The organism is Massilia oculi (assembly GCF_003143515.1).
In the GTDB taxonomy this organism is placed as follows: Bacteria; Pseudomonadota; Gammaproteobacteria; order Burkholderiales; family Burkholderiaceae_D; genus Telluria; species Telluria oculi.
The window spans coordinates 5,095,504-5,118,129 of sequence record NZ_CP029343.1 but is presented as its reverse complement, the minus strand read 5'-3'; the positions used below and the strand labels follow the sequence as shown (position 1 = coordinate 5,118,129).

The following is a 22,626-nucleotide window of genomic DNA, read 5'->3' as shown; positions in this document are numbered from 1 at the left end:
GGCAGCACGCGTATCAGATGCGCAACATCCCTCGTGTCCGGCAACGATTGTCGTCATGACTACTCGCCACGCGTTTGCACTCCTCGGTATTGACGTAGTTTCATAGGGACAACTGATGAAGATGAAGTTGAAGGCGGCGGCGCGCGCCGTGCGCGGCGCGCTGCTGGCGGGCGCCTGGATGGCGGCGGGCGTGTCGGCGGGGGTATCGGCGGGGGTATCGGGCAATGTGCTGGCCCAGGAAGCGCCGGCGGCAGCGACCACGCCAACGCCGACGGCGGCGCCGGCCGACATGCCGAAGGTCGAAGTCACCGGTTCCGCGATCCGCCGGGTGCAGGCGGAAACCGCCCTGCCGGTGCAGATCGTCTCGCGCGCCGAGATCGAGAAGGCGGGCGTGACCACCGCCTCCGAACTCATGGCCCGTGTCTCGGCCAACGTGGGCGGCCTGACCGACGGCGCCAGCATCAATGTCGGCGGCGACCAGCGCGGCTTCAACAGCGCCAACCTGCGCGGCATCGGTACCTCGTCGACCCTGGTCCTGCTCAATGGGCGGCGCATGGCCAACTTCGCCTCGCCCGGCGACGACAGCGGCGTCGACCTGAACAACATCCCGGCCGCCGCGCTGGAGCGGGTCGAGGTGCTGCTGGACGGCGCCTCCGCGCTGTACGGCACCGATGCGATCGGCGGCGTCATCAACTTCATCACCCGCAAGGACTTCCAGGGCCTGGAACTGAACGCCTACGGCAGCACCACCGACGAAGGCGGCGCCGGCAAGCGCACCGCCAGCATCAGCGCCGGCAAGGGCGACCTCGAACGCGACGGCTACAATGTGTTCGCGGTGGCCGACTTCCAGCGCACCAACGCGCTCAATACTTCGCAGCGCAGCTTCATCCCCGGCCTGCGGGTCGAGGAACGCCTGGGCCACCTGCTGTCGGGCTATACCGGCCCGGCCAACATCCGCCTGACCTCGAACCAGCGCGACCACCTGCAGGAACTGGGCTTCACCATCAACGGCCGCCCGATCACCAACCGCCTGATCAACCTGTCGGCGCCCGACTGCGCGCCGCCGGCCAATGTCTACCTGCCCGACGGCACCGGCGGCGTCGATGCCTGCACCTATAACTACATGGGCGACACCGAGCTGTATCCGAAGACGGAAAAGGCGAGCCTGCTCAGCCGCGGCGTCCTGAAGCTCGGCGGCGGCCACCAGGCCTATGCCGAGGTCGCGCTCAGCCGCGCCAAGTCCTATTACACCGGTTCGTCGGCGCGCGTGACGGGCTATATCGACTATCGGCTGGTGCCGCAACTGGCCGGCACCGGCCTCGATGAGCTCGACGACGACTATCCGGGCGAACTGGAACTGCGCATGCGCCTGTCCGAAGCCGGCCAGCGCACTAGCGAACTGACCAGCGAAGGCATGCGCTTCGTGGTTGGCGTGAGCGGCACGGTGGGCGGCTGGGACTACGACACCGCCTACAATCACAGCGTCAACACGGTCAAGGACCGCGACACCAATGGCTACGTGCTGTACAACGAGCTGATGGAAGGGATCCTGGACGGCCGCATCAACCCGTTCGGCCCGTCCAGCCCCGAGGGCCGCGCCCTGATCGACAGCATCCAGGTCGACGACGTCGTGCGCCGTGCGCGCGGCACCCTCGACGCGCTCGACTTCAAGTTCTCGCGCGCGCTCATGCCGCTGGCGGGCGGCGAGCTGGCCGTGGCCATCGGCGGCGAGGTGCGGCGCGAGAAGAACAACTTTACCCCGTCCGCCCTGCTCCTGTCCGACAACATCAACAACGACGCCGCGCCGGAAGGCGGCCGCGCCACCAGCGACAAGCGCGACGTCGCCGGACTGTACGGCGAAGTGCTGGTGCCGTTCGCCAAGCAGTGGGAAGCGCAGCTATCGGCGCGCTACGACCATTACGAGCAGGTCGGCGGCGCGGCCAGCCCCAAGATCGGCCTCTCCTACCGCCCGACCGACGCCTTGCTCGTACGGGCCTCGGCCGGCCGCGGCTTCCGCGCGCCGACGATGACGGAACTGTTCCGCCCTACCGTCTACAGCAGCACCGCCACCCTGCCGGATCCGGTCTATTGCGCCACGGTCGAGAACAACTACGCCGACTGCGCCGACAACTGGGATACGCGCCGCTACAGCAACGCCGACCTGAAGCCGGAGCGCAGCCGCCAGTTCTCCTTCGGCGCCGTGTTCGCGGCAGGCCGCAACGTGAGCGCCTCGCTCGACTACTGGAACATCAAGCGCACCGACTTGATCAGCGAGATCGGCGACGACATCATCCTGGGCAACCTGGCCAAGTACGGGAGCCTGGTGTACCGCGACGAGGACGACGTGATCGACTACATCGAGCTGCGCAAGGAAAACCGCGGCGCCCAGGTGGCCAAGGGCCTGGACCTGGCGGTCACGGTGCGCGGCGTCGACACGGCCATCGGCCGCCTTGGCGGACGCCTGAACGGCACCTATGTGCTGTCGTCCGAGATCCAGAACGCGCCGGGCGACGCCTTCGTGAGTAACCTGAACAAGTTCGTGACCGACGGCGTGGTGCAGCGCTGGCGCCATACGGTGAGCTTCGACTGGGAGCGCGGCCCGGTGTCGGCCAGCCTGCAGAACACCTGGTCGAGCGGCTACGACGACCAGAACACGGCGATCAATATCGACGACGGTTCGGTGGTGGCGGCCAACAACGTCAAGTCGTACTCGCTGTGGGATCTGTCGGCGGCGTATCAGGCGACGCCGCGCCTGAAGCTGCGTGCGGGCGTGCAGAACCTGTTCGACGAGAGCCCGCCGTATTCGAACCAGGCCTACTTCTTCCTGTCCGGCTACGATCCGAGCTATACCGATCCGCGCGGGCGGCGCTTCTATGCCAGCGTGAATTACGCGTTCAACTGAGGCAGGAAGTGAAACGGCGCCGGGGGACCCGGCGCCGTATTTTTTTATTTTGCGGTGTACATCGACGCGTACCTGGCGCCGAAGTACAAGACGAACGCATAGCACGCCGCCGGCAGCAGGAACGATACCTGCACGTTGAACGAGTCCGCCAGCGCCCCTTGCGCGAACGGCACCAGCGCCCCGCCGACAATCGCCATGCACAGGATGCCGGAGGCCTGGCCGGTGTGCCTGCCCAGGCCATGCAGCGCCATGCTGAAGATGGTCGGGAACATGATCGAATTGCACAGGCCGACGGCCAGGATCGCCCACATGGCCAGGTCGCCTTCGGTGAAAGTCGCCACCAGCACCAGCGCGATCGCCGCCAGCGAATTGAAGGCCAGCGTCTTGCCCGGGCTGACCACGCGCATCACGGCGAAGCCGATGAAGCGTCCGATCATCGCCCCGCCCCAGTAGATGCTGACGTAGTGGGCGGCGTCGGCATGCGACAGGCCGGCGATGTGCGGCTCGCCGATGAAGTTGATCAGGAAGCTGCCGATGCTCACTTCGGCCCCCACGTACAGGAAGATGCCGATCGCGCCCAGCACCAGGTGGCGGTGCGCCAGCGCCGAACCCTGGCTTTCGCCCGCCAGCGGCGCGTCGTCGGTATCGGCGATTGCCGGCAGGCGCGCCAGCCGGAACAGCACCGCCAGCATGACCAGCACGCCGGCCAGCACCAGGTAGGGGCCGCGCACCGACGCCGCTTCGGCCGCCGCCTCGGCTACCGTATCGACACCGGCTACCGCAACCGTCCCCGCGGCCGACAGGATCAAGAGGCCGCCGACGGCCGGTCCGATCGTGGTGCCCAGCGAATTGAAGGCCTGGGTCAGGGTCAGGCGGCTCGATGCCGTGCGCGCCGGGCCGAGCACCGCCACGTACGGGTTCGCGGCCACCTGCAGCACCGTGATGCCCGAGGCCAGCACGAACAGCGCCAGCAGGAACAGGCCGTAGCCGCCGAACGAGGCCGGATAGAACAGCGTGCAGCCGGCGGCGGCGACCAGCAGTCCGGCCACCGCCCCCTTCTGGTAGCCGATGCGGCGGATCAGCGCACCGGCCGGCAGCGACACGATGGCGTAGGCGCCGAAGAAGCAGAACTGCACCAGCATCGCCTGCACGTAGGTCAGGGTGTAGACCGCCTTCAGGTGCGGAATCAGGACGTCGTTGAGCGACGTGATCAGCCCCCACATGAAGAACAGGATCGTCACGATGACGAGCGCGCTCGTATTGCTGTCCAGCTGCGTCGCCGCGCCCTGGTTCTGGGCGGCTGGCGCCGCCTTGTATGGCATGTTGGCCATGCTGTCTCCTGATTATTTTCGCGACGAGTGCTTAGTTGGCGACACCTGCCGGTGGGCGCGGCAGGTCACGCGCCCGCGTGCCCCAGCCTTTGGTGTCCGGCTGGGTGGTGAGCTGGTACTTCAGCGTGCCCGCCGACTGCAGCTGCTCCCAATCCAGCCACACGCGCTCCACCGCGCGGCCGCCGTAGTTCACCGACTTGACGAAGCGGCGCTCGCCCGGCCTGGCGCCCGGCGCCTCGATGCGCAGGATGCGGCCTTGCGGCAGGTCGATCTCGGCCTTAACGAAGCGCGGCGCATGCAGCAGGAAGCGGCCGCTGCCCGGCATGTCCGGATACATGCCCAGGGCGCTGAACAGGTACCAGGCCGACATCGTGCCCAGGTCGTCGTTGCCGGTCACGCCGCCGGGACCGTTGGTGAACAGCGTCTCGGCCGCGCGCACCACGGTGGTGGTCTTCCACGGCTGGCCCATCAGGGTATACATCCATGGCGCGTGCAGGTCGGGCTCGTTGTTCGGGTTGTAGCGGAACTGGGCGTAATAGCTGTACGGCCCCACCACCCACGACTTGCGCACCGCGTTCGGGTCGGCCAGCACCGCCGGATAGTCGAAGAACTGGTCCAGGCGGCCAAGCGCCGGCCCCACGCCGCCCATCGCGGCGGCCAGGCCAGGCACGTCCTGCGGCACCAGCCACTGGTATTGCCAGGCCGTGCCCTCATGGAAGCCGTGGTCGCCGCGCGGATCGTAGCCGCTGCCGACGTCGCCGAACCAGCTGCCGTCCAGCAGGCGCGGACGCGGGAAGCCTTTCTGGCCGGTCTCGGCGTCGACCACGCTCGGGTCCCAGAGCGTCTTCCAGTTCAGCGCGCGCTGCGCCAGCACTTTCGCATCATCCAGATGGCCGAGCGCCTGGGCCATGCCGGCCAGCGCGCCGTCGGCCGCCGCGTATTCGAGCGTCGCCGAAGCGCCGTGGTGCGGGTCGGTGTCCATGCCCTTCGAGATGAAGCTGCGGTCGTACTGCACGAAGCCCTGCTTCAGGTAGCTCGGGTTGCCCGAACGGCCTTGCGGACGGATGCCGTGGGCCGGCACGCCGAAGGCGTTCTCGCGCAGCGCGGCATAGGCCTCGGCCTCGCGGCCCTTCAGTGCGCCGAAGCGCCACAGGTCGACCAGGAACGGCGTGACCGGGTCGCCGGTCATGATGTTGGTCTCGAAGTTGGCGTAGCCCCAGCGTGGCAGCCAGCCGCCCTGCTCGCGGATCTTGAGCACCGAGGTCGCGATGTCGCTCGCGCGCTCCGGACGCAGCAGCGCCAGCATCTGGTTCTGGGCGCGGTAGGTGTCCCACAGCGAGAAGAACTCGTAGTAGGTCCAGTCCTTCGCGGTGTGGATCTTGTCATCGTAGCCGCGGTAGCGGCCGTCGGCGTCGTTGCCGGTCAGCGGCTGGAGCAAGGCGTGGTACAGCGCGGTGTAGAACACGGTGCGGTCGTCCTTGCTGCCGCCTTCGATGCGCACGCTGGCCAGCTCGCGCTGCCAGTTGGCCTGGGCCTTGGCCTTCATGGCGTCGAAGGTCATCGGCTTGCCACCTTCCATGCCCTCGGCCTTCAGGTTGATGCGCGCGCCTTCGGCATCGACGTGCGAGATCGCGCTGACGGCGGTCACCGCCTGGCCAGCCTTGAGGTCGAAGCTCAGCCACACGCCGTGCGGCTTGGCCTCGCCCTGCTGGCTCGGGCCGTCGACGTCGGGCCAGCCGGCGCGGTCGTCCCAGATGCCGCGCTTGGCGAACGGCTGGTCGAACTCCATGCGGAACCAGGTCGTGTATTTGGCGCCGCCGCAGAAGCTCCTGGTGACGATACGGCCCTCGACACTGCGGTCGCCCACGATCTTCACTTCGCTGCCGATGACCGAATGGCGCTCGTTGGCCTGGCCCAGGTTGAGCAGCACGTGGCCGGTCTTCGTCCCGGGCGCATAGGTATAGCGCTCGGCGGCGGCGCGGGTCAGCGCGGTGGCCTCGGCCGTGATGCCGCCGTAGCTGGTCAGCTTGACCTTGTAGTAGCCGGCCTGGCCGACTTCGCCGTCATGCGTGTACTCGGCGGCGTACTGCTTGTGGTCGAACGCGCCCTTCTTGGCGGTGTCGAAGTCGCCGCCGGGGCCGATGGTGCCGGTGACCGGCAGCACCGACAGCTGCCCGCCCTGTTCCCAGCAGCCGGCGCCGGAGATGAAGGAATGGCCGAAGCCGCGGATCTTCTTGTCGGTGTAGCGGTAGCCGGCGTAGTGGTCGGCGATCGGGCTGACCTGGATCATGCCGAACGGGGCCGAGGCGCCGGGGAAGGTATTGCCTTCGTCCTGGGTGCCGATGAAGGTGTTCACCGGCGTCGTGCCGACGGCGACGGCAGCCTTGGCAGGTGCGCTGGCAGCCGTCGCATCGATGGCGGACAGCGGCAGCAGGCAGGCGGCAAGGGCCAGGCACACGCCACGCAGGATGGGCTGGAACGGGGTGGTGCGGGTCCGGGTCATCGGGCTGTTGTTGATCACGCTGCGTCTCCTTCGAGTTGTTCGAATAGTTGTTGCATGGCTGCGGGCGGCGGCGGCGTGGCGCCGGCCTGCAGGCAGGCGGCGGAACCGGCGGCCAGCGCCGCGTGCAGGTGCGATTGCAGGGGGCGTTGCGGGTGATGCGCCAGGCTGGTCAACAGGCCGGCGGCGCTGGCGTCGCCGGCGCCGACGGTGTCCACCACCGTGACTGCCGGGGCCCGCGCATCGCAGCGCTCGGCGCCGTGGAACAGGCTCGCGCCCTGTCCTCCGCGTGTCAGCAGGCAATACGCCGCCGGATTGAAGGCGCGCAGGCGCGCCAGCGCTGCGTCCAGGTCGAGGCCGGGGAACAGGCCGCGCAAATCGTCGTCCGACACTTTCACCAGGTCGGCGATCGACGCCATCGCTTCGAGCGTCGGCGCATAGCGCTCGTCCATCAGGTTGCGGTAGTTGGGGTCGTAGCTGATCGCCACGCCCTGGGCCTTGAGTTCACGCGCCAGCGCAACGAGCCTGGAAGCCAGCGGCTCGCGCGCCAGGCTGATGCCGCCGAAGTGGGCCCAGCGCAGACCCTCGGCCCAGCCGGCCGGCAGCAGCGCCGGCTCGAAGTGCAGGTCGGCGGAATCGTCGCCGATGAAGAAGTAGCGCGGCGGCTCGCCCTGCTCCACCACGGCCAGCAGCGGCGAACGGTCGACCCGCTGCAGCAGCCGCGTATCCAGGCCGACGGCCTCGCTGGCGCTGTACAGCGCGTCGCCGAAGCGGTCCAGGCTGATGGCGCCCGCGAAGGCGGTCGGTTCGCCCAGCGCCGCCAGCGCGCGCGCCACGTTCCAGGTCGATCCGCCCACGCGGCTCACCCATTGCTCGTCGCCCTGGTGGATCATGTCGGTCAGCGCCTCGCCGGCGCACAGCATGCGGGGAGGATTAAGCACGCGCGCCACCCTTCAGCACGGCCACGATGTCGTAGGCGGCGCCCATGGTGTGATAGTCGACCTTGCCGGCCGGGCTCTTCTCGTCGGAGAGCTTGCGGTTCTCGCGGTCGAGGATGCGGTACCAGGCGCCGTGCTGGTGGTCGACGAAATGGGTCCAGCTGTATTCCCACAAGCGGTCGTACCAGGTCCAGTAGTCGGCATTGCCGGTGCGCGCGGCCAGCATGGCCGCCGCCGCGGCGCTTTCGGCCTGCACCCAGAAGTATTTGTGGAAGTCGCACACGGTCAGGTCCGGCGCCAGCGAGTAGCACAGGCCGCCATGTTGCGGATCCCAGCCCTTCTCAACCGCCACCTTGAACAGCTTTTCCGCGGTCGGCAGCAGCCAGCCCAGGTCTTGCTCCAGCACGTCCTTGCCGCGCGCCTCCAGCTGCAGCAGCAGCTTGGCCCATTCGGTGAAGTGGCCCGGCTGATAGCCCCAGGGACGGAACAGGTTTTCCGGGTCCTCGATATTGAATGTCCAGTCGGGCTGCCAGCTGGTGTCGTAGTGTTCCCAGATCAGGCCACCGCAACGCTCGGCCTGGCGCTGGGTGATGTTATAAGCCACCGTGTACGCGCGCTCCAGGTAGCGCCGCTCGCCGGTCGCCGCATGGGCCGCCAGCAGCGCCTCGCAGGCGTGCATGTTCGCGTTCTGGCCGCGGTAGGTCGACAGCTCGCGCCAATCCTGGCTCGCCTCGTCGGCGTACAGCCCGTCCGCCGCATTCCAGAAGCGCCTTTCCATCAGCTCGAAGGCTTCGGCGATCCAGGGACGCGCCTCCTCCAAGCCGCCCATCGTGGCATGCGCGTAGGCCAGCAGCACGAAGGCCTCGCCATACGCATGCTGGGTGCCGTCCTCGATCGCGCGGCCGTCCAGCATCCAGGCATAACCTTCGCCATCCGGCGCCCGGTGCGATTCGCGCAGAAAATGGACCGCATGCGTCAGGCCTTCGCGATAGGCCGGATCCCCGAAGTGGCGGTAAGCCATGGCATAGGTGAACACGAAGCGCGTGCTGCTGACCAGGTGGCGGTGGCTCGGGTCGTAGACCGCGCCGTCGTCCTTGAAGTAGTGGTACATGCCGCCGGCGGGATCGATCGCGCGCGGGTGGTAGAAGCGCATCGTGTGGCGCGCATGGTCGAGCAGCACGTCCGGGCTGCGAAAGTTCGGAAAAGTGGTCATGGTGGCTTGGGGTGGGTGTGCGCTAGTCGTCGTAGCTGCTCTCGCGCACGATCATCTCGACTGGCAGGGTTATCTGGGATGGGTTTTCGTCGGGTTTGTGCAGCAGGGAGTCGACCCCGGCCCGCCCCAGCGCTTCCTTGTCCACGTGGACGGTGGACAGCGGCGGGATGGCGGCGGCCGAGGCGGCGATATCGTCGAAGCCGACGATCGCGAGGTCGTAGGGGATCTTGAGTCCCTCGGCCAGGCAGAACTTCATGGCGACCAGGGCGGTGCTGTCGTTGTAGCAGAACAGCGCGTCCGGACGCTTGGGCAGGGCCAGGAGGCTGCGCATGGCCTCGATCACGCCCTCCTCGCCCTCGCCCATGGTGGGCACGATGACTTCGAGGCTTGGATCGGCGTGCACCCTGGCGTCGAACAGCGCCTGGCGGAAGCCCCGGTTGCGCTGCTGGATGCTGTAGTGGGCCAGGGAGCCGGACAGCATGGCGATGCGCTTGCGGCCGCAGCGCAGCAGGTGCTGGGTGGCGAGGTAGCCGCCGCCCATATTGTCCGGATTGATCGAGGTGAAGCCGCGCCGGTGCATGTCCACCAGCACCATCGGCTTGCCGGTCTGCTGCAGCGCGCTCAGGACTTCGGGCTCGAAGAAGCCGGCGCACAGGATCGCGTCCGGCTGGTGCAGGCGGATCTGTTCCAGCACCGGCTCGGCCGGGCCGACCACGATCAGCGACAGGGCAATGCCCTCGCGCCGGCAGGCTTCCTCGGCGCCATGCAGCACCGGCGTGAAGAACGGGCTCGAAGTGAGCGTGTTGTGCTGGCTGTGCAGCAGGAAGGCGATGCGGCGGATGCGCCCCTTCTTGAGCAGGGAGAAGTCATAGCCCAGCCGGATGGCGGCTTCGCGCACGATCGACCGGGTTGCCTCGGTCATGCCGCCCTGATTCTTGAGCGCGCGCGAGACGGTGCCGATCGACAGCCCGGTCTCGCCGGCGATGTCGCGCAGGGTCACCTGGCTCATGGCAGCACCAATATCCACAACATGCTGTGTCTCCGTTACTTTTTTATTCAACACTGTTTTATTAAACGCTGGACGCGGCGCTTGCCGGCCTCATAGCGCCTCGCGAAACCCGCCTGCTTCCAGCAGGTTTTATAACAGTCCCACTTTCGGCGCGTCAATCGAAGAGCAATTGGCCCGGCGCTTTTTAGCGCATTTTAGTAAACAGGCCTCGCGCCGCCTGCCGCCGGGGTCTGCCGAGGCATGTCTTGCCTCGGCAGGACGTACATACTGCGGGCCGATGTCGTGTTTACCTGGCGCTCAGCACACCGGTCGACGGCTTGCGCGCGCCCGGCTGCAGCAGCTCGAGTTCGGCCAGCTCGACCGTGCTGCCGTTGTCGAAGCGCAGGCGGTATTCGCGGTAGGCGCCCGGCTTGGCGATACCGAACGGCCGCAACTGGCGTTCCCAGTCGAAGCGCTCGCCGCTGCGCCGGTCGAGCGCGGTCCAGCCGCCCTTGCCGGCGCGGCCTTCCAGCGTCCAGCCCAGGCCCTTGGGGCAGATGCGCCCGCGGTGATCGTGTAGTGGCTGATCCGGGTCGGCGCCGCGAATGCGAACGCCACGCTGGCGCGCGGCGGCAGCGACAGCGCCGTCGCCGCGTCGTCGTCCACCAGCGCGCCGGCGGTGCGCTTGCCGTCCAGTGTCACGCTGCGCGCGCCGCCGCTACGGTCGTCCAGGCCCTCCGGCTGCGCGCCCGAGGGCGTGAGCGAAGCCGGCAGGCTGGCCGCGTCGCTACCCCAGGCCGACGGCGCACTGCCCATCGTGAATTCCAGGGTGGCGCCATTGGCGATGTCGGCGTGCCTGATCCAGGCCTGGTTCCACGGCTTGCCGTTGACCTTGAGCGACTGCACGTACACGTTCTGCGGGCTGTTGTTGTGCGCGATCACGCTCAGCATGCGCCCGTTCTCCAGCCGCACGTCGGTGCGCGCGAAGGCCGGCGAACCGATCACGTACTCGGGAGAGCCCATCCGCATCGGATACAAGCCCATCATGGCGAAGGTGTACCAGGCCGACATCTCGCCATTGTCCTCGTCGCCGGCATAGCCCTGGCCGATCTCGCTGCCCAGGTACAGGCGGCGCAGCGCTTCCCGGGTCAGCGCCTGGGTCTTCCACGGCTGGCCGACCGAGGCGTACAGCCACGGAATGTGATGCGAGGGCTGGTTGCTGTGCGCATACATGCCCATGCGCACGTCGCGCGCCTCGGTCATCTCATGAATCACCCGCTTGTAACGGCCCGAGAATTTTTCCTCACCCGTCTCCGGGGTGGCGAAGAACTGGTCCAGGCGCGCCGCCAGCTTGTCGCGTCCGCCCATCAGGCTGGCCAGCCCCTCGACATCATGCGGCGTGGTAAACGCGAAGGTCCAGGCGTTGGCTTCGGTGTAGTCCGCCGCCCACAGGCGCGGCTCGAAGCTGGCCGCCGGCTGGCGCCACTGGCCCTTGGCGTCACGGCCACGGAAGAAGTTCGTCGCCGGGTCGAACAGGTGCACGTAGTCGGTGGCGCGGGAGGCGAAGTATTCGCTCTCCTCGCGGTAGCGGCGCGCGCGCGCCGAATTGCCCTTGCCGGCCTCTTCGACCGCCAGCGCCTGCCCCATGCGGGCCAGGCCGAAGTCGTTCAGCGCGCCTTCCAGCGTCCACGACATGCCCTCGTGCACCGAGGTGTCGGCGTAGCCGCGGTACATCGACTTGGCCAGGCCCTTGCGGCCCACGTTCGAGACCGGCGGCGCCACCGTCGCGTTCTTCAGGCCCGCTTCGTAGACCTGGTGCACGTCGAAACCGCGCACGCCCTTGAGCCAGGCGTCGGCGAAGGCGACATCGGAGCTGGTGCCCACCATCAGGTCGGCATAGCCCGGCGACGACCAGCGCGCCATCCAGCCGCCGTCGCGGTATTGCTGCAGGAAGCCGTCGACCAGCTCGCCGGCGCGGGTCGGCGTGAGCAGCGCGTAGGCCGGCCAGGTGGTACGGAAGGTGTCCCAGAAGCCGTTGTTGACGAAGTTCTTGCCCGGGATGATCCTGGCCGAGGTGCTGGCGGCGTCGCCGCCGGCATTGTCCTTGGACCAGCCGCTCTGGTCGGCATGGCGCCAGTCCGGCCGGGCCATGTTCGGATACAGGAACAGGCGATACAGGTTGGAGTACACGGTCACCAGCTGGTCTTCGCTGGCGCCCTGCACGTTCACCCGGCCCAGTTCGGCGTCCCAGGCGACCTGGGCCCGCTCGCGCACCGTCTCGAAACCGGCGTCGCCGACTTCCATCTCCAGATTGCGCCGCGCCTGCTCGAGCGAGATCAGCGAGGTGGCGATGCGCATGCGCACCTCGCCGTTGGCATCGGGCTTGAACTTGACGTAGCCGGTCGGGCGTCCGGTCTCGAGCGCGCCGCTGGCGGTCCATGGCTGGTCGAAGCGCGCGAACACGAACATGCGCGAGGCGCCGTTCGACAGGCCGCTGCGGGTGTCGGTGTAGCCGCGCAGGGTCTGGGTCGCCGCGTCCAGCGTCAGGCCGCCGCGCGCGTCGACGTTGTCGAACAGGAGGTTGGCGTCGGCATCGCGAGGGAAACGGAAGCGGAACACCGCGGCGCGCTCGGTCGGCGCGATCTCGGCGCGGATGCCGTTGTCGAAGTCGACGCGGTAGCCATGCGCACGCGCTTCTTCCTGCTCGTGCGAGAACGACAACGCGCGGCGCTGGCGGTCGGGGTCGGGCTGGCCGCTGGCGGCCGACGGCATCACCTGGAAGGTCTGGCGGTCCCCCATCCAGGGGCTCGGCTGGTGGCTGAGCGACAGCGCCTGCAGGCGCGGCCGGTTGTCGGGACCATTCTTCTCGTTCCAGCTGTACATGAAGCTGAGCGTGCTGGCGTCGGTGACCGGGGTCCAGAAGTTGAATCCGTGCGGCATCGCCGTGGCCGGAATGTTGTTGCCGCGCGAGAAGGTGCCGTTGGCCTGCGTGCCGCGCGTCGCCCGCACGTAGTCCGACACGCGCGTGACGGCCAGCGGCGCCTGGTCGGCGATGACGATGTCGTCCAGCCAGCCGACCGCCTTGCCGGCCTTGCCGCCGGCAGGCTGCACCTCGAGCTCGATCGACTTGATGCGGCGTCCCTTCAGCTGGCCCAGGCGCACCGATTTGTTCGCCCACTGCTGCGGGTACAGGGTCTTCGATTCGGCCTGGGAGGCGGCGCCGAGGCGCACGCCATGGTGATCGAGGGCGCCGAGTTGCGACAGGCGGCTGCCGTCGTCCAGCACCAGGTCGAGCGAGACGCCGGTCGAGGCGACCGTGTCGTCGTCCACGATCTCGGGCAGCACTTTCCACGACAGCGTGGTGTTCGCATCGATGGCGATATCGACCGGAAACAGCTGCATCCGCCCGCCACTGCCTTCGGCCTGGTAGCGCAGTGCGCGCAGGCCCGTGTAGCCGGCCTTGGCCTTGGCGGTGTAGGGACGCTCCGGGCCAGCGCCGGCTTCGACGCGCACGCCGCCGCCGGCCAGGGCGACCGGCATGGGGTCGTTGGTCTCGAACGAGCTCGAGAACCGGGCCGCGCCTCCGGCGGGGCCCAGGGTGTCGGGCGTGGTGCTGGCGCAGCCGAGCAGCAGCGCGGCGGCGGCGACCTGGGCGGCGATGGCGCGCAGGCGCGGGCCGGCGCTGCGTGGTTGGTCGGACAGCAAGGCGGCGCTGCGGGAATCGTGAGCGGTGGCGTTCTGCGTCATGGTGCGGAGGGGCTCCTGGTCTGTGGAAGGGTGGCTGGCACGGCATCGGCCAGCGTGCGGAGTTGCAGGGCGGCGCGCAAGGCGTCTTCGCTGGCATCGGACGTCACGTTCAGCGTGATGCGCTCGCCGGGCAGCAGGGTCAAGGCGTTGTCGGACAGGTCGGCGTCGAGATTGCCGAAGTCGATCCAGACCGCGCGCGCGACGCTGGAAGCGGAGACGTCGAGCAGGTAGGCGCCGGGGTGCGCCGGGTCGCGGCGCAGTGTGGCGTTCAGGCCCGCATCCCGCCAGGCGATGCGCTTGGCCGGCGCGAAGTACACCACCGCGCGCGCAGGCGGTTCGTCCTCGGCCCGCAGCTCGAACACGGCGACGGTGGATGCGGGATCGGCCTTGCCCAGCAGCCCGGCGTCGCGGTAGCCGGCCACCCTGGTCGCCGACAGCGGCGCCATCTCGACCGCCTTGCTGTCGTCGCGCAGCACCGTGCCGTCCAGCGTCATCACGCGGGTCCGCAGCTCGCCGCGCACGCGGCGGGTACGGTCATTGAGCAGGCTGACCCCGGTCTCGCCCCCGGCGTCGCGCAGCGCAGCCAGCGCCACCGGCGCGAAGAAGCGGCGCGCGTGGAAGTGCAGCGCCTTCGGGCGGCCATACCAGTCGATGCCGGACCAGGAAGCGCCCGGCCAGACGTCGTTGAGCTGCCAGTACAGCGAGCCCATCGTGTACGGGCGGCTGCGCCGGTGATGCAGCGCCGCCAGCTCGATGCCTTCGGCCTGCATCGCCTGGCTCAAGTAGACAAAGCCGGCGAAGTCGCGCGGCGTGCCGAACTCGTCCTCGATGTACTTCATCAGGCGTTCGTTGCCCTTGCCGGCCATGAATTTCTGGTGGGCGTCGATCACGGGCGAGCCGAGCTGCTGCTGGTCGCGCCGGGCGAAGGCGTCGATGGTGCGCTGGACCGGCCACGCCTGCAGGCCGTATTCGGACATGAAACGCGGCGTGATCTCCAGGTACTTGCTGACCGGATGGGCCGGATTGCCCCACACTTCCCAGTAGTGCATATCGCCGCTGGCCTCGGAATTGGCCACTTCCTGCAAGTCTTCGCTCGGCGAGCTGGACCAATAGCCGATGCCGCCGCCCTCTTCCCGCACCACCTGGCGCAGGTCGGTGCCGAACAGCTGTACATAGCCCTTCCACACCTGGTCGGCGAAAGCCGGATCGGCCGCCTTCAGCGTCTTGCCGTGGCCCCAGTATTTCCAGGCGATCTCTTGCTCGTTATTGCCGCACCACAGGACCACGCTCGGATGGTTGCGCAGGCGCCGCACCTGGTCGCGCGCCTCGTGCACGACGTTCGCGCGGAACGCCGGGTCGTAGGCCGGCTGCATGCCGCCACCGAACATGAAGTCCTGCCAGACCAGCAGGCCCAGCTCGTCGGCCAGGTCATAGAAGTCGCGCCCTTCGTAGTAGCCGCCGCCCCAGCTGCGCAGCATGTTCATGTTGGCGCCCTGCGCCAGTTCCAGCGCGCGGCGCAGCTGGGCCTTCTTGACGCGCGGCTGGAACATGTCGAACGGGATCGTGTTGGCGCCCTTGGCGAACACCGGGATGCCGTTGACGACGAAGTAGAAGGCGGTGCCGCGCGGGTCGCGATCGCGGCGCAGTTCGACGCTGCGCAGCCCGGTGCGGGCGAATACGCTCGCCAGCCGGGCCTTGCCGTCGGCCGTGTCCATCACCTCGAGCTCGTAGCGGTACAGCGGCTGCTTGCCGTAGCCGTTCGGGAACCAGCGCTGCGGCCCGTCGACCGTCACCGGCAGCGCGATGCGATTGGCGCCGGCGGCCAGCCGGGCGCGCTGGCGGGCGGCCAGCGTGCGCGCGCCATCGGGTGCGGTCTGCCACAGGCGCAGCTCGACCGTAGCTTCGCGCACCGCGTCGAGCGAAGCGATCGCGCTCACGTCGGCGCGCGTGGCGTCGACCCGGTCCTGGCGCAGTTGCAGGTCGTCGATGCGCACCGCATCCCAGCTTTCCAGCACCACCGGCCTGGTGATGCCGGCGCCGACGTAGCGCGGCCCCCAGTCCCAGCCGTAGTGATAGCCGGGCTTGCGCACGAAGTTGGCGGTCATGGCGTCCTTCGGCTCGTCGCCGTAGGGCGAGGGATAGTTGCCGGCGATCTTGTGCGGCATCGCCGCGACCTGCGGCAGCATCCGCGCGATCGGCGAACGCAGCACGATGCGCAGGACGTTGCCGCTCGCGCGCAGGCGTTTCTCCACTGGCACGCGCCAGGTGCGGTGGGCGTTGTCGGCGTCGAGCACCTTGTGGCCGTTGAGCCAGACTTCGGCGAAGGTGTCCAGTCCTTCGAACACCAGGTCGCTGCGCGCGTTGCGCATGGCCGCGCCCGGGGCGTCGAATTCCACGCGGTATTCCCAGTCCGCGAGGCCGATCCATTGCAGCCCGGCCTCGGCAGCGCCGACATAGGGGTCGGGAATCAGGCCGTGCGCCATCAGGTCGGTGTGCACCGTGCCGGGCACCGTCGCCGCGCGCGACGGCGCCGCTTCCGGATAGGCGCCGGCCTGGGCGTCGCCCGGCACCATGCGGAAGGTCCAGCCCTGGTCGATGGTGAACTGCAGCGGGGCCTGGGCCTGGGCGGCGCCGGCGAACAGCGCCAGGGTCAGCGCCAGCAGCAGGCGCGTGGAGGACATCATTGCGGACAGTGCATTCATGCGACGGGAGCCTTCCAGTAGCGGTCGATCCATTCCTGATGGGTCGGCATGGTGGCGACGGCCTGCGCCAGCATGGCGCGCACGCCGTCGACGTGCTCCGCCACCCGCTGCCCGGGCACCTGGTCGACCATCGGGTGATAACTGCGCGGCACGATGCCCTGCCCCAGCATCACCTGCACCCAGTTCGGCAGGGCGAAAAAGTCCTCGCCATGGCGCAGGTAGCGCCCATCGGCGCGGAACAGTTCGATGGCCTCGCGCAGGCTGTCGGGAATCGCCATCGTGCGGCAGGCGTTCCAGAATGGCGTGTCGTCGCGCGTGGTGGCGTGGTAGTGCAGGATCAGGAAATCGCGGATGCGTTCGTATTCCGCGGCGGTATCGCGGTTGTAGCGCTCGGCCAGCAGCGGACTGACATCGCGTCGCGGGAACAGGCCCAGCAGGCGCGTGATGCCGGACTGGACCAGGTAGATGCTGGTCGATTCGAGCGGCTCGAGAAAGCCGCTGGCCAATCCCAGCGCCACCACGTTGCGGCTCCAGAATTGCTTGCGCATGCCGGTGGTGAAGGCCAGCCGGCGCGGCTCGGCCAGGGCCTTGCCGTCGAGATTGGCCAGCAGCGTGGCATGCGCTTCGTCGTCGCTGATGACGTGGCGGCTGGAATAGACATAGCCGTTTCCGGTGCGGTGCTGCAGCGGGATCCGCCACTGCCATCCGGCGGCCTGCGCGGTGGCGCGGGTGTAGGGCGTTACCGGATCGACCCGTTCGCTCGGCACGGCCAGGGCGCGGTCGCACGGCAGCCAGTGCGACCAGTCGACGTAGCCGGTGCCCAGGGCTTCCCCGATCAGCAGGCCGCGAAAGCCGGAACAGTCGATGAACAGCTCGCCGTCGACGACCTGCCCGTCTTCCAGCGTCACCGACTCGACGAAGCCGTCGGCGGCGCGTTGGTTGACGTGGCTGATCGTGCCTTCGATGCGCTGTACCCCGCGGCTTTCGGCCAGTTCGCGCAGGAAGCGCGCATACAGGGTGGCGTCGAAGTGGTAGGCGTAGGCGATGTCGGCCAGCGGCGAATCCGGCGTCGCGTTGCGCTCGCCGGGGGCGAACTTGCCGAGCGGCGCCATCAGGCCTTGCGCCGAATAGTCGCCGATCGGCCCCGCCCGGCCGGCCAGGCGCTCCTTGAGCCAGAGCTGGTGGAAAGGCAGCGGGCCGAGAGACCGGCCGGGCGCGCCGAAGCCGTGGAGATAGCTGTCGCCGATGCGGCCCCAGTCCTTGAACTGGATGCCGAGCTTGGCGGTAGCCTGGGTGCGGCGCACGAACTCGGCTTCGTCGATGCCCAGCCACTGGCCATTGAACAGCCGCAGGTGGGGCACGCTGGCCTCGCCCACGCCGACGATGCCGATCGCTTCGGACTCGACCAGGCGAATCGTCGCATCCCTGCCGACGTAGGTGGCGAGGGCGGCCGCGGCCATCCAGCCTGCGCTGCCCCCACCGACGATCGTGATCCGGCCGACCCGGTCGTGGGTGTCGCCGTCGTGTGCATTCATTGACATGTCCATGGAACGAAGACCCTGGCCGCGGTGCGGACAAGGCCATGGATACGCCTTCCCCCGCCCCGGAGACGGAGCGGGGGAAGGAGCGGAGCCGGGGCTTAGAACTTGTAGTTCAGGCCCACGTAGGCCACGCGCCCGGCGTAGCCGCTCGAGTAGTAGCGCGCCTTGGTGTCGTTGCCCAGGCGGGAACGCGACTCTTCCTCGGTCAGGTTCAGCACCGACGCGGTCAGGCTGAGTTCCTTGGTGAAGTTGTAGGCGGCGTTCAGGTCGACCTGGCTGTACGGCTCGTCATACACGTTCAAACCGTTGACGAGGCCGTTGACCACTTCGCCGCGACGGTTGTACGACGCGCGCAGCATCATCTTGTCGTTCGAGTAGAACACCGTCAGGTTGGCCTGGTTCTTGGCGCTGCCCACCAGCGGCGAGGTGCCGATCTGCTGGCCATTGGACAAGGTGATCGCGGCCTGGTTGGTCTTGTTGTACGTGTAGTTCGCCTGGAAGCCGATGCCGGAACTGAAGGTGTGCTGCGCGTACAACTCGATGCCCTTGGACACCGCATCGCGGCCGCCGGCGCTGGTGCTGTAGCTCTGCACCGCCACCGCCTCGCCGCCGATGTCCAGGGTCACGTCACGCACCACCGGCACCGCGAAGTTGCTCACGTTCTTGCGGAACACGGCCGCGCCGAGCACCGACCCGCGCGTGAAGTACCACTCGAGGCCCAGGTCGTACTGGGTGGCCTTGTAGGCGTCCAGTTCCTTGTTGCTGCCCGAGCCGAACCAGCCGACCTGGTCGCCGCCGCCGATCAGGCGGCGGTCGTCGACGTATTCCTGGCTGAAGTTGCGCAGGCTGCCCGGAGCGGCGATCGCGTTGTAGCTCGGACGCGCCACCACCTTCGACGCCGCGCCGCGCAGCAGCAGGGTGTCGGTGAGGTCGAACGCCAGGTTCAGGCTCGGCAGGTAATCGGTGTAGGTACGGTCGAGCGCGCTCACCACGAAGGTCGAGATGTGGCCGCTGGCCGGATTCGTCTGGCTGTCCGACAGCACGGTGAAGCCGCTGGTGCAGCCCGAACCGGCCGGCGCGCCGGCGGCAGGTGCGCCGCCCGGCAGGCATGGCGCGGGCGAGCCGTCGGGGCCGTCGAAGAAGTAGTCGTTGTAGTAATCGACCTGATCGGTCGAATCGGCGTGCTGGCGGGTGCGCACCACGCGCATGCCGAGGTTGCCGCGCAGGCGGTCGGTCTTGATGTTGGCCTGGACGTACATCGACGTGATCTTCTCGTCGACGTTGTAGACGAAGTTGTCCTCGTTACGGGTCTGCATCGCGCCATAGGTGCTGTTCAGGTGCGCGATGTAGGCCGGGTAGTTGATGGCCGGGAAGGCGCTGGCCTTCAGCCCGTTGGTCAGGTTGCCCAGCTCTTCGCTGTACAGGAAGTCGGGGCGGAACTTGTTGGCATTGACGTCGCAACCGTTCTGGAAGCGGCTGTCGTAGTCGCCCGGATCGGCGCCCTGGCACACCCAGTAGTTATTGCCGGTACGGCGGTTGGTGCCGCCGTCGCGGTACTTGGCGCCGAACTGGATCGAATCGAGCCAGTTGCTGTTGTCGACGTGCCAGGTCAGGTCGGTCTGGGCGTAGTTCTGGTCGGTCTTGTTGCGGGTCCACGACGAGCTGGTCGAGCCGAGGTCGATCTCGCCGATGCCATTGCGCAGGTTGGCCATCAGCTCCGGCGAGAAGTTCATGGTCGGGGTGCCGGTCAGGTCCCACGCCGAGTAGTAGTTACCCAGGCTCCAGCTGCCGTCGGCATTCTGGCGGCGCGGCTTGATCGGCATGCCGAGCGTCATTTCCGGACCACCCTCGGCCCAGGTGCGACCGAGCTTGATGTTCGCGTCGAGGGATTCGCCCTTCCATTCGAGCTCGAAGTCGGCGGTCTGCGACAGCGCCTTCTCGCGGCTCAGGTTGCCGGCGATCTGCGGGGTCGGGATGGTGCAGTCGTCGGGACCGAAACCGCCGGTGTTGGTCAGTCCGCCGGCGCCGGCCTGCTCCGAGCTGCAATAGTAATTCTTGCCCGGACGCGCGCTGTACTGGGCGCCGGTGACGATGGTGCCGCTCGGGTCGAAGGTGAACCGGTCGAGCATGCGGCCGCCCGGATAGTTGCCGTCGCCGTCGAAGCGCGCGATGCTCCATTCGGGAATCTTGAGGGAATTGGTCTGCGTGTTCTGCTTCAAGTCGAAGCGGAAATAGTTGGCCGTCATGTTCAGGTTGCGCAGGGGCTTGAACTGCAGCGTCAGCTGGCCGCCCTTGCGTTCGCGCTCATTGGTCACCACGTCCAGGTTGACCGAGGTCGGCAGCGCGAAGTTGGTGTAGTAATCGCCATCCTGGTTGTAGAAGCCCGATTCGCCCCACCAGTACGAGTTCAGTCCGTTCGGCTGGCCGTTGACGTCGACCGATGGATTGGTGGTGCGGCTGTCGCTGTACCACTGCCAGTTCGAGGTGCTGCCGCCCATGGTGCGGATGGTGCGCTTCTGCTGGGTGTAGCCGATCAGGACGCCGATGCGGTTGCTCTCGTCGTGCCAGGCGTACTGGCCGGAGATCTGCGGGTCGGTCTTCTTGGTGGTGTCGGACCAGGTGCCTTCGGCGTTCACGAAGCCGGAACCCGATTTCACGTCCAGCGGACGGCGGGTGCGCAGGATCACGGTGCCGCCGATGCCGCCTTCGTCGAAGCGCGCTTCCGAGGTCTTGTACAGTTCGGCGCTGGCCAGCATGTTCGACGGCATCAGCGTGTAGTTGAAGGAACGGGACGGGTCGCCGTTCGACTCGGCGGTGGCGACGTAGTTGCCGTTCAACTGGGTCAGCGTCAGTTCCGACGACAGGCCCCGTACCGAAACGTTCTTGCCCTCGCCGCCGCTGCGGGTGACGACCACGCCCGGCACGCGCTGCAGCGCGTCGGCCACGTTCTTGTCCGGGAACTTGCCGACGTCTTCGGCAGTGACCACCTCGACGATCGAGTTGGCGTCGCGCTTCTGGTCGAGGCTTTTCTCGATCGCGTAGCGGTAGCCGGTCACCTGGACGGTCGCGGCCGGGCTGGCGGCATTCTGCTGGGCCGGGGTCGGGAGCGCCGAAGCGGCCGGCGACTGGACTGCGGGCTGGACCGGCTGGTCGGCCGGCGGCGCCGTCGCGGTCTCGGTTTGCGCGTAGGCGCTGGAAAGGGACATCAGCGCAACGCCGACCGCCATGGCGATGGGCGTGACGCGGCAGCGCTGCTGCCGGGAAGCGGCTTGGGTTCTTGAAGTCATCGTTTGTCTCCTGGTCTTGCCCTACGGGGGCTTTTCTTTTGGGTGGAGCCTTTCGGGCCCCATCGAGCGGCGTGCCGTGCTGTCCCCGGGATGCGGAACGCCTGGATGATAGCGTTCACAGGGATTTACTAAACGACAGTGATGCCGTGTGCATAGCAGAGGTCTTCGTGTAACAACAAGCGAATTTATACAAAGGAAATAACTTCCACTCAACAGTCTTTCACGGATTGGGCGAAGTTTAGCGAAGTTTAGTAAACGAGGTTAAACCGGGTATACGTCCGCTCCCCGGCGTCGGGTGCGATATCATCGCGGAAACTTAACCAGAGACAAGAGTGTTGCCGCTGTGTTTTTTCCCTATGTTTATCTCGCCTACCTGTACCTCGTACTGCGCCTGATCGCTCCCCTCCCCCTGCAGCGCGCCACCCGCATCGGCCTGGGACTCGGCCTGCTGCTGGTCTGCCAGCACCACCTGATCCAGCGCTGGGTGTTCGGCACGATGTTCTCCCCCGAGATCCCGCGCATCTTCATCATCCTGCTGGGCTGGTTGTATTGCAGCTTCCTGCTGGTGCTGCTGCTGCAGCTGCTGGCCGACCTGGCCCTGCTGGCCGCCTGGGCGCTGCGGCGCGGGCGCGCCGTCGATGCGCGCCTGACGCTCCGCATGCGGTATGCCGTGGTGGCCTTCGGCGCGCTGCTGTCGGCGGTCGGCGTGGGCCAGGCGGTTCAGGTGCCCGAAGTGCGCCGTGTCGAGCTGGCGATCCGCGACCTGCCCCCGGCCCTGATCGGCTTCCGGATGGTACAGCTGACCGACCTGCACATCAGCCGCCTGATGCACGGGGCCTGGGTGCGCGAGGTGGTCGAGCGCAGCAATGCGCTGCGGCCCGACCTGGTCGTCATCACCGGCGACCTGATCGACGGTTCGCCGCAGGCGCGCGCAGGCGACGTGAGGCCGCTGGCCGAGCTGGCGGCGCGGCACGGCGTCATCGCCAGCCTGGGCAACCACGAATACTATTTCGGCGCCGAGCGCTGGACGCGCGCCTTCGAAGGACTTGGCATGCGGGTACTGGCCAACCGCCACGCCACGATAGACCACGATGGCGGCCGCCTGACGATCGCCGGCGTCACCGACCCGGTGGCGCCGCGCTTCGGCATGGAAGGACCAGGCACGCGCCGCGCGCTCGAAGGCTCGGCGCCGGATGCGCCGGTCGTGCTGCTCAGCCACCAGCCGATCGGCGTCGCCGCCAATGCCGAAGCCGGGATCGACGTCCAGCTGTCGGGCCATACCCATGGCGGCATGATCCGCGGTGTCGACCAGGTCGTGAAGCGCGCGAATGGCGGCTACGTCTCGGGCGGTTATCGGATCGGCGGGATGCAGCTGTACGTCAGCAATGGCACCGGGCTGTGGAATGGCTTCCCGATCCGGCTCGGGGTGCCGGCCGAGATCACGGAGTTCGTCCTGAAGCGCGCGCAGTGATGGAAT

At 68.0% G+C, this 22,626-nt stretch carries 11 protein-coding genes; 2 read left to right on the top strand and 9 right to left on the bottom strand.

All coding sequences use genetic code 11. From position 1 onward, the window contains the following. Window positions 1–115: 115 nt before the first annotated feature. On the top strand, window positions 116–2,902 hold the full coding sequence (locus DIR46_RS23065; protein ID WP_109347314.1) for a TonB-dependent receptor: 2,787 nt from the start codon (window positions 116–118) through the stop codon (window positions 2,900–2,902). A gap of 44 nt (window positions 2,903–2,946) precedes the next feature. On the opposite strand, the gene DIR46_RS23060 is transcribed toward DIR46_RS23065, so the two are convergent. The 9 genes from DIR46_RS23060 to DIR46_RS23020 form a co-directional block, all read right to left on the bottom strand. Then, a complete protein-coding gene (locus tag DIR46_RS23060; protein WP_205289193.1) occupies window positions 2,947–4,224 on the bottom strand; it encodes a sugar MFS transporter in 1,278 nt (425 codons plus the stop codon). Between the two features lie 40 nt (window positions 4,225–4,264). After that, window positions 4,265–6,754 (bottom strand): GH92 family glycosyl hydrolase, encoded by a 2,490-nt coding sequence (locus DIR46_RS23055; protein ID WP_229446374.1) that lies wholly within the window; start codon window positions 6,752–6,754, stop codon window positions 4,265–4,267. Continuing rightward, window positions 6,751–7,656 (bottom strand): carbohydrate kinase family protein, encoded by a 906-nt coding sequence (locus DIR46_RS23050; protein ID WP_109347312.1) that lies wholly within the window; start codon window positions 7,654–7,656, stop codon window positions 6,751–6,753. Before DIR46_RS23050 ends, DIR46_RS23055 begins: the two co-directional genes overlap by 4 nt. Before the next feature lie 10 nt (window positions 7,657–7,666). Further along, window positions 7,667–8,884 carry an AGE family epimerase/isomerase gene (locus DIR46_RS23045; protein ID WP_109347311.1) on the bottom strand — a complete coding sequence of 406 codons (1,218 nt, stop codon included), beginning with the start codon at window positions 8,882–8,884 and terminating at the stop codon, window positions 7,667–7,669. A 22-nt stretch (window positions 8,885–8,906) separates the two neighbouring features. Then, a complete protein-coding gene (locus DIR46_RS23040) occupies window positions 8,907–9,893 on the bottom strand; it encodes a LacI family DNA-binding transcriptional regulator (protein WP_109347310.1) in 987 nt (328 codons plus the stop codon). 297 nt (window positions 9,894–10,190) lie between these two features. Further along, a complete protein-coding gene (locus DIR46_RS23035) occupies window positions 10,191–13,619 on the bottom strand; it encodes a GH92 family glycosyl hydrolase (protein WP_229446373.1) in 3,429 nt (1,142 codons plus the stop codon). After that, a complete protein-coding gene (locus tag DIR46_RS23030) occupies window positions 13,616–16,321 on the bottom strand; it encodes a beta-mannosidase (RefSeq protein WP_205289029.1) in 2,706 nt (901 codons plus the stop codon). Before DIR46_RS23030 ends, DIR46_RS23035 begins: the two co-directional genes overlap by 4 nt. After that, a complete protein-coding gene (locus DIR46_RS23025; RefSeq protein ID WP_109347309.1) occupies window positions 16,318–17,856 on the bottom strand; it encodes a tryptophan halogenase family protein in 1,539 nt (512 codons plus the stop codon). Before DIR46_RS23025 ends, DIR46_RS23030 begins: the two co-directional genes overlap by 4 nt. 104 nt (window positions 17,857–17,960) lie before the next feature. Beyond that, window positions 17,961–21,149, bottom strand: coding sequence for a TonB-dependent receptor (locus tag DIR46_RS23020; RefSeq protein ID WP_205289028.1), 3,189 nt, complete (start codon window positions 21,147–21,149; stop codon window positions 17,961–17,963). A gap of 343 nt (window positions 21,150–21,492) precedes the next feature. On the opposite strand from DIR46_RS23020, the gene DIR46_RS23015 reads away from it, so the two are divergent. Next, window positions 21,493–22,620, top strand: coding sequence for a metallophosphoesterase (locus tag DIR46_RS23015; RefSeq protein ID WP_109347307.1), 1,128 nt, complete (start codon window positions 21,493–21,495; stop codon window positions 22,618–22,620). Window positions 22,621–22,626: the final 6 nt, after the last annotated feature.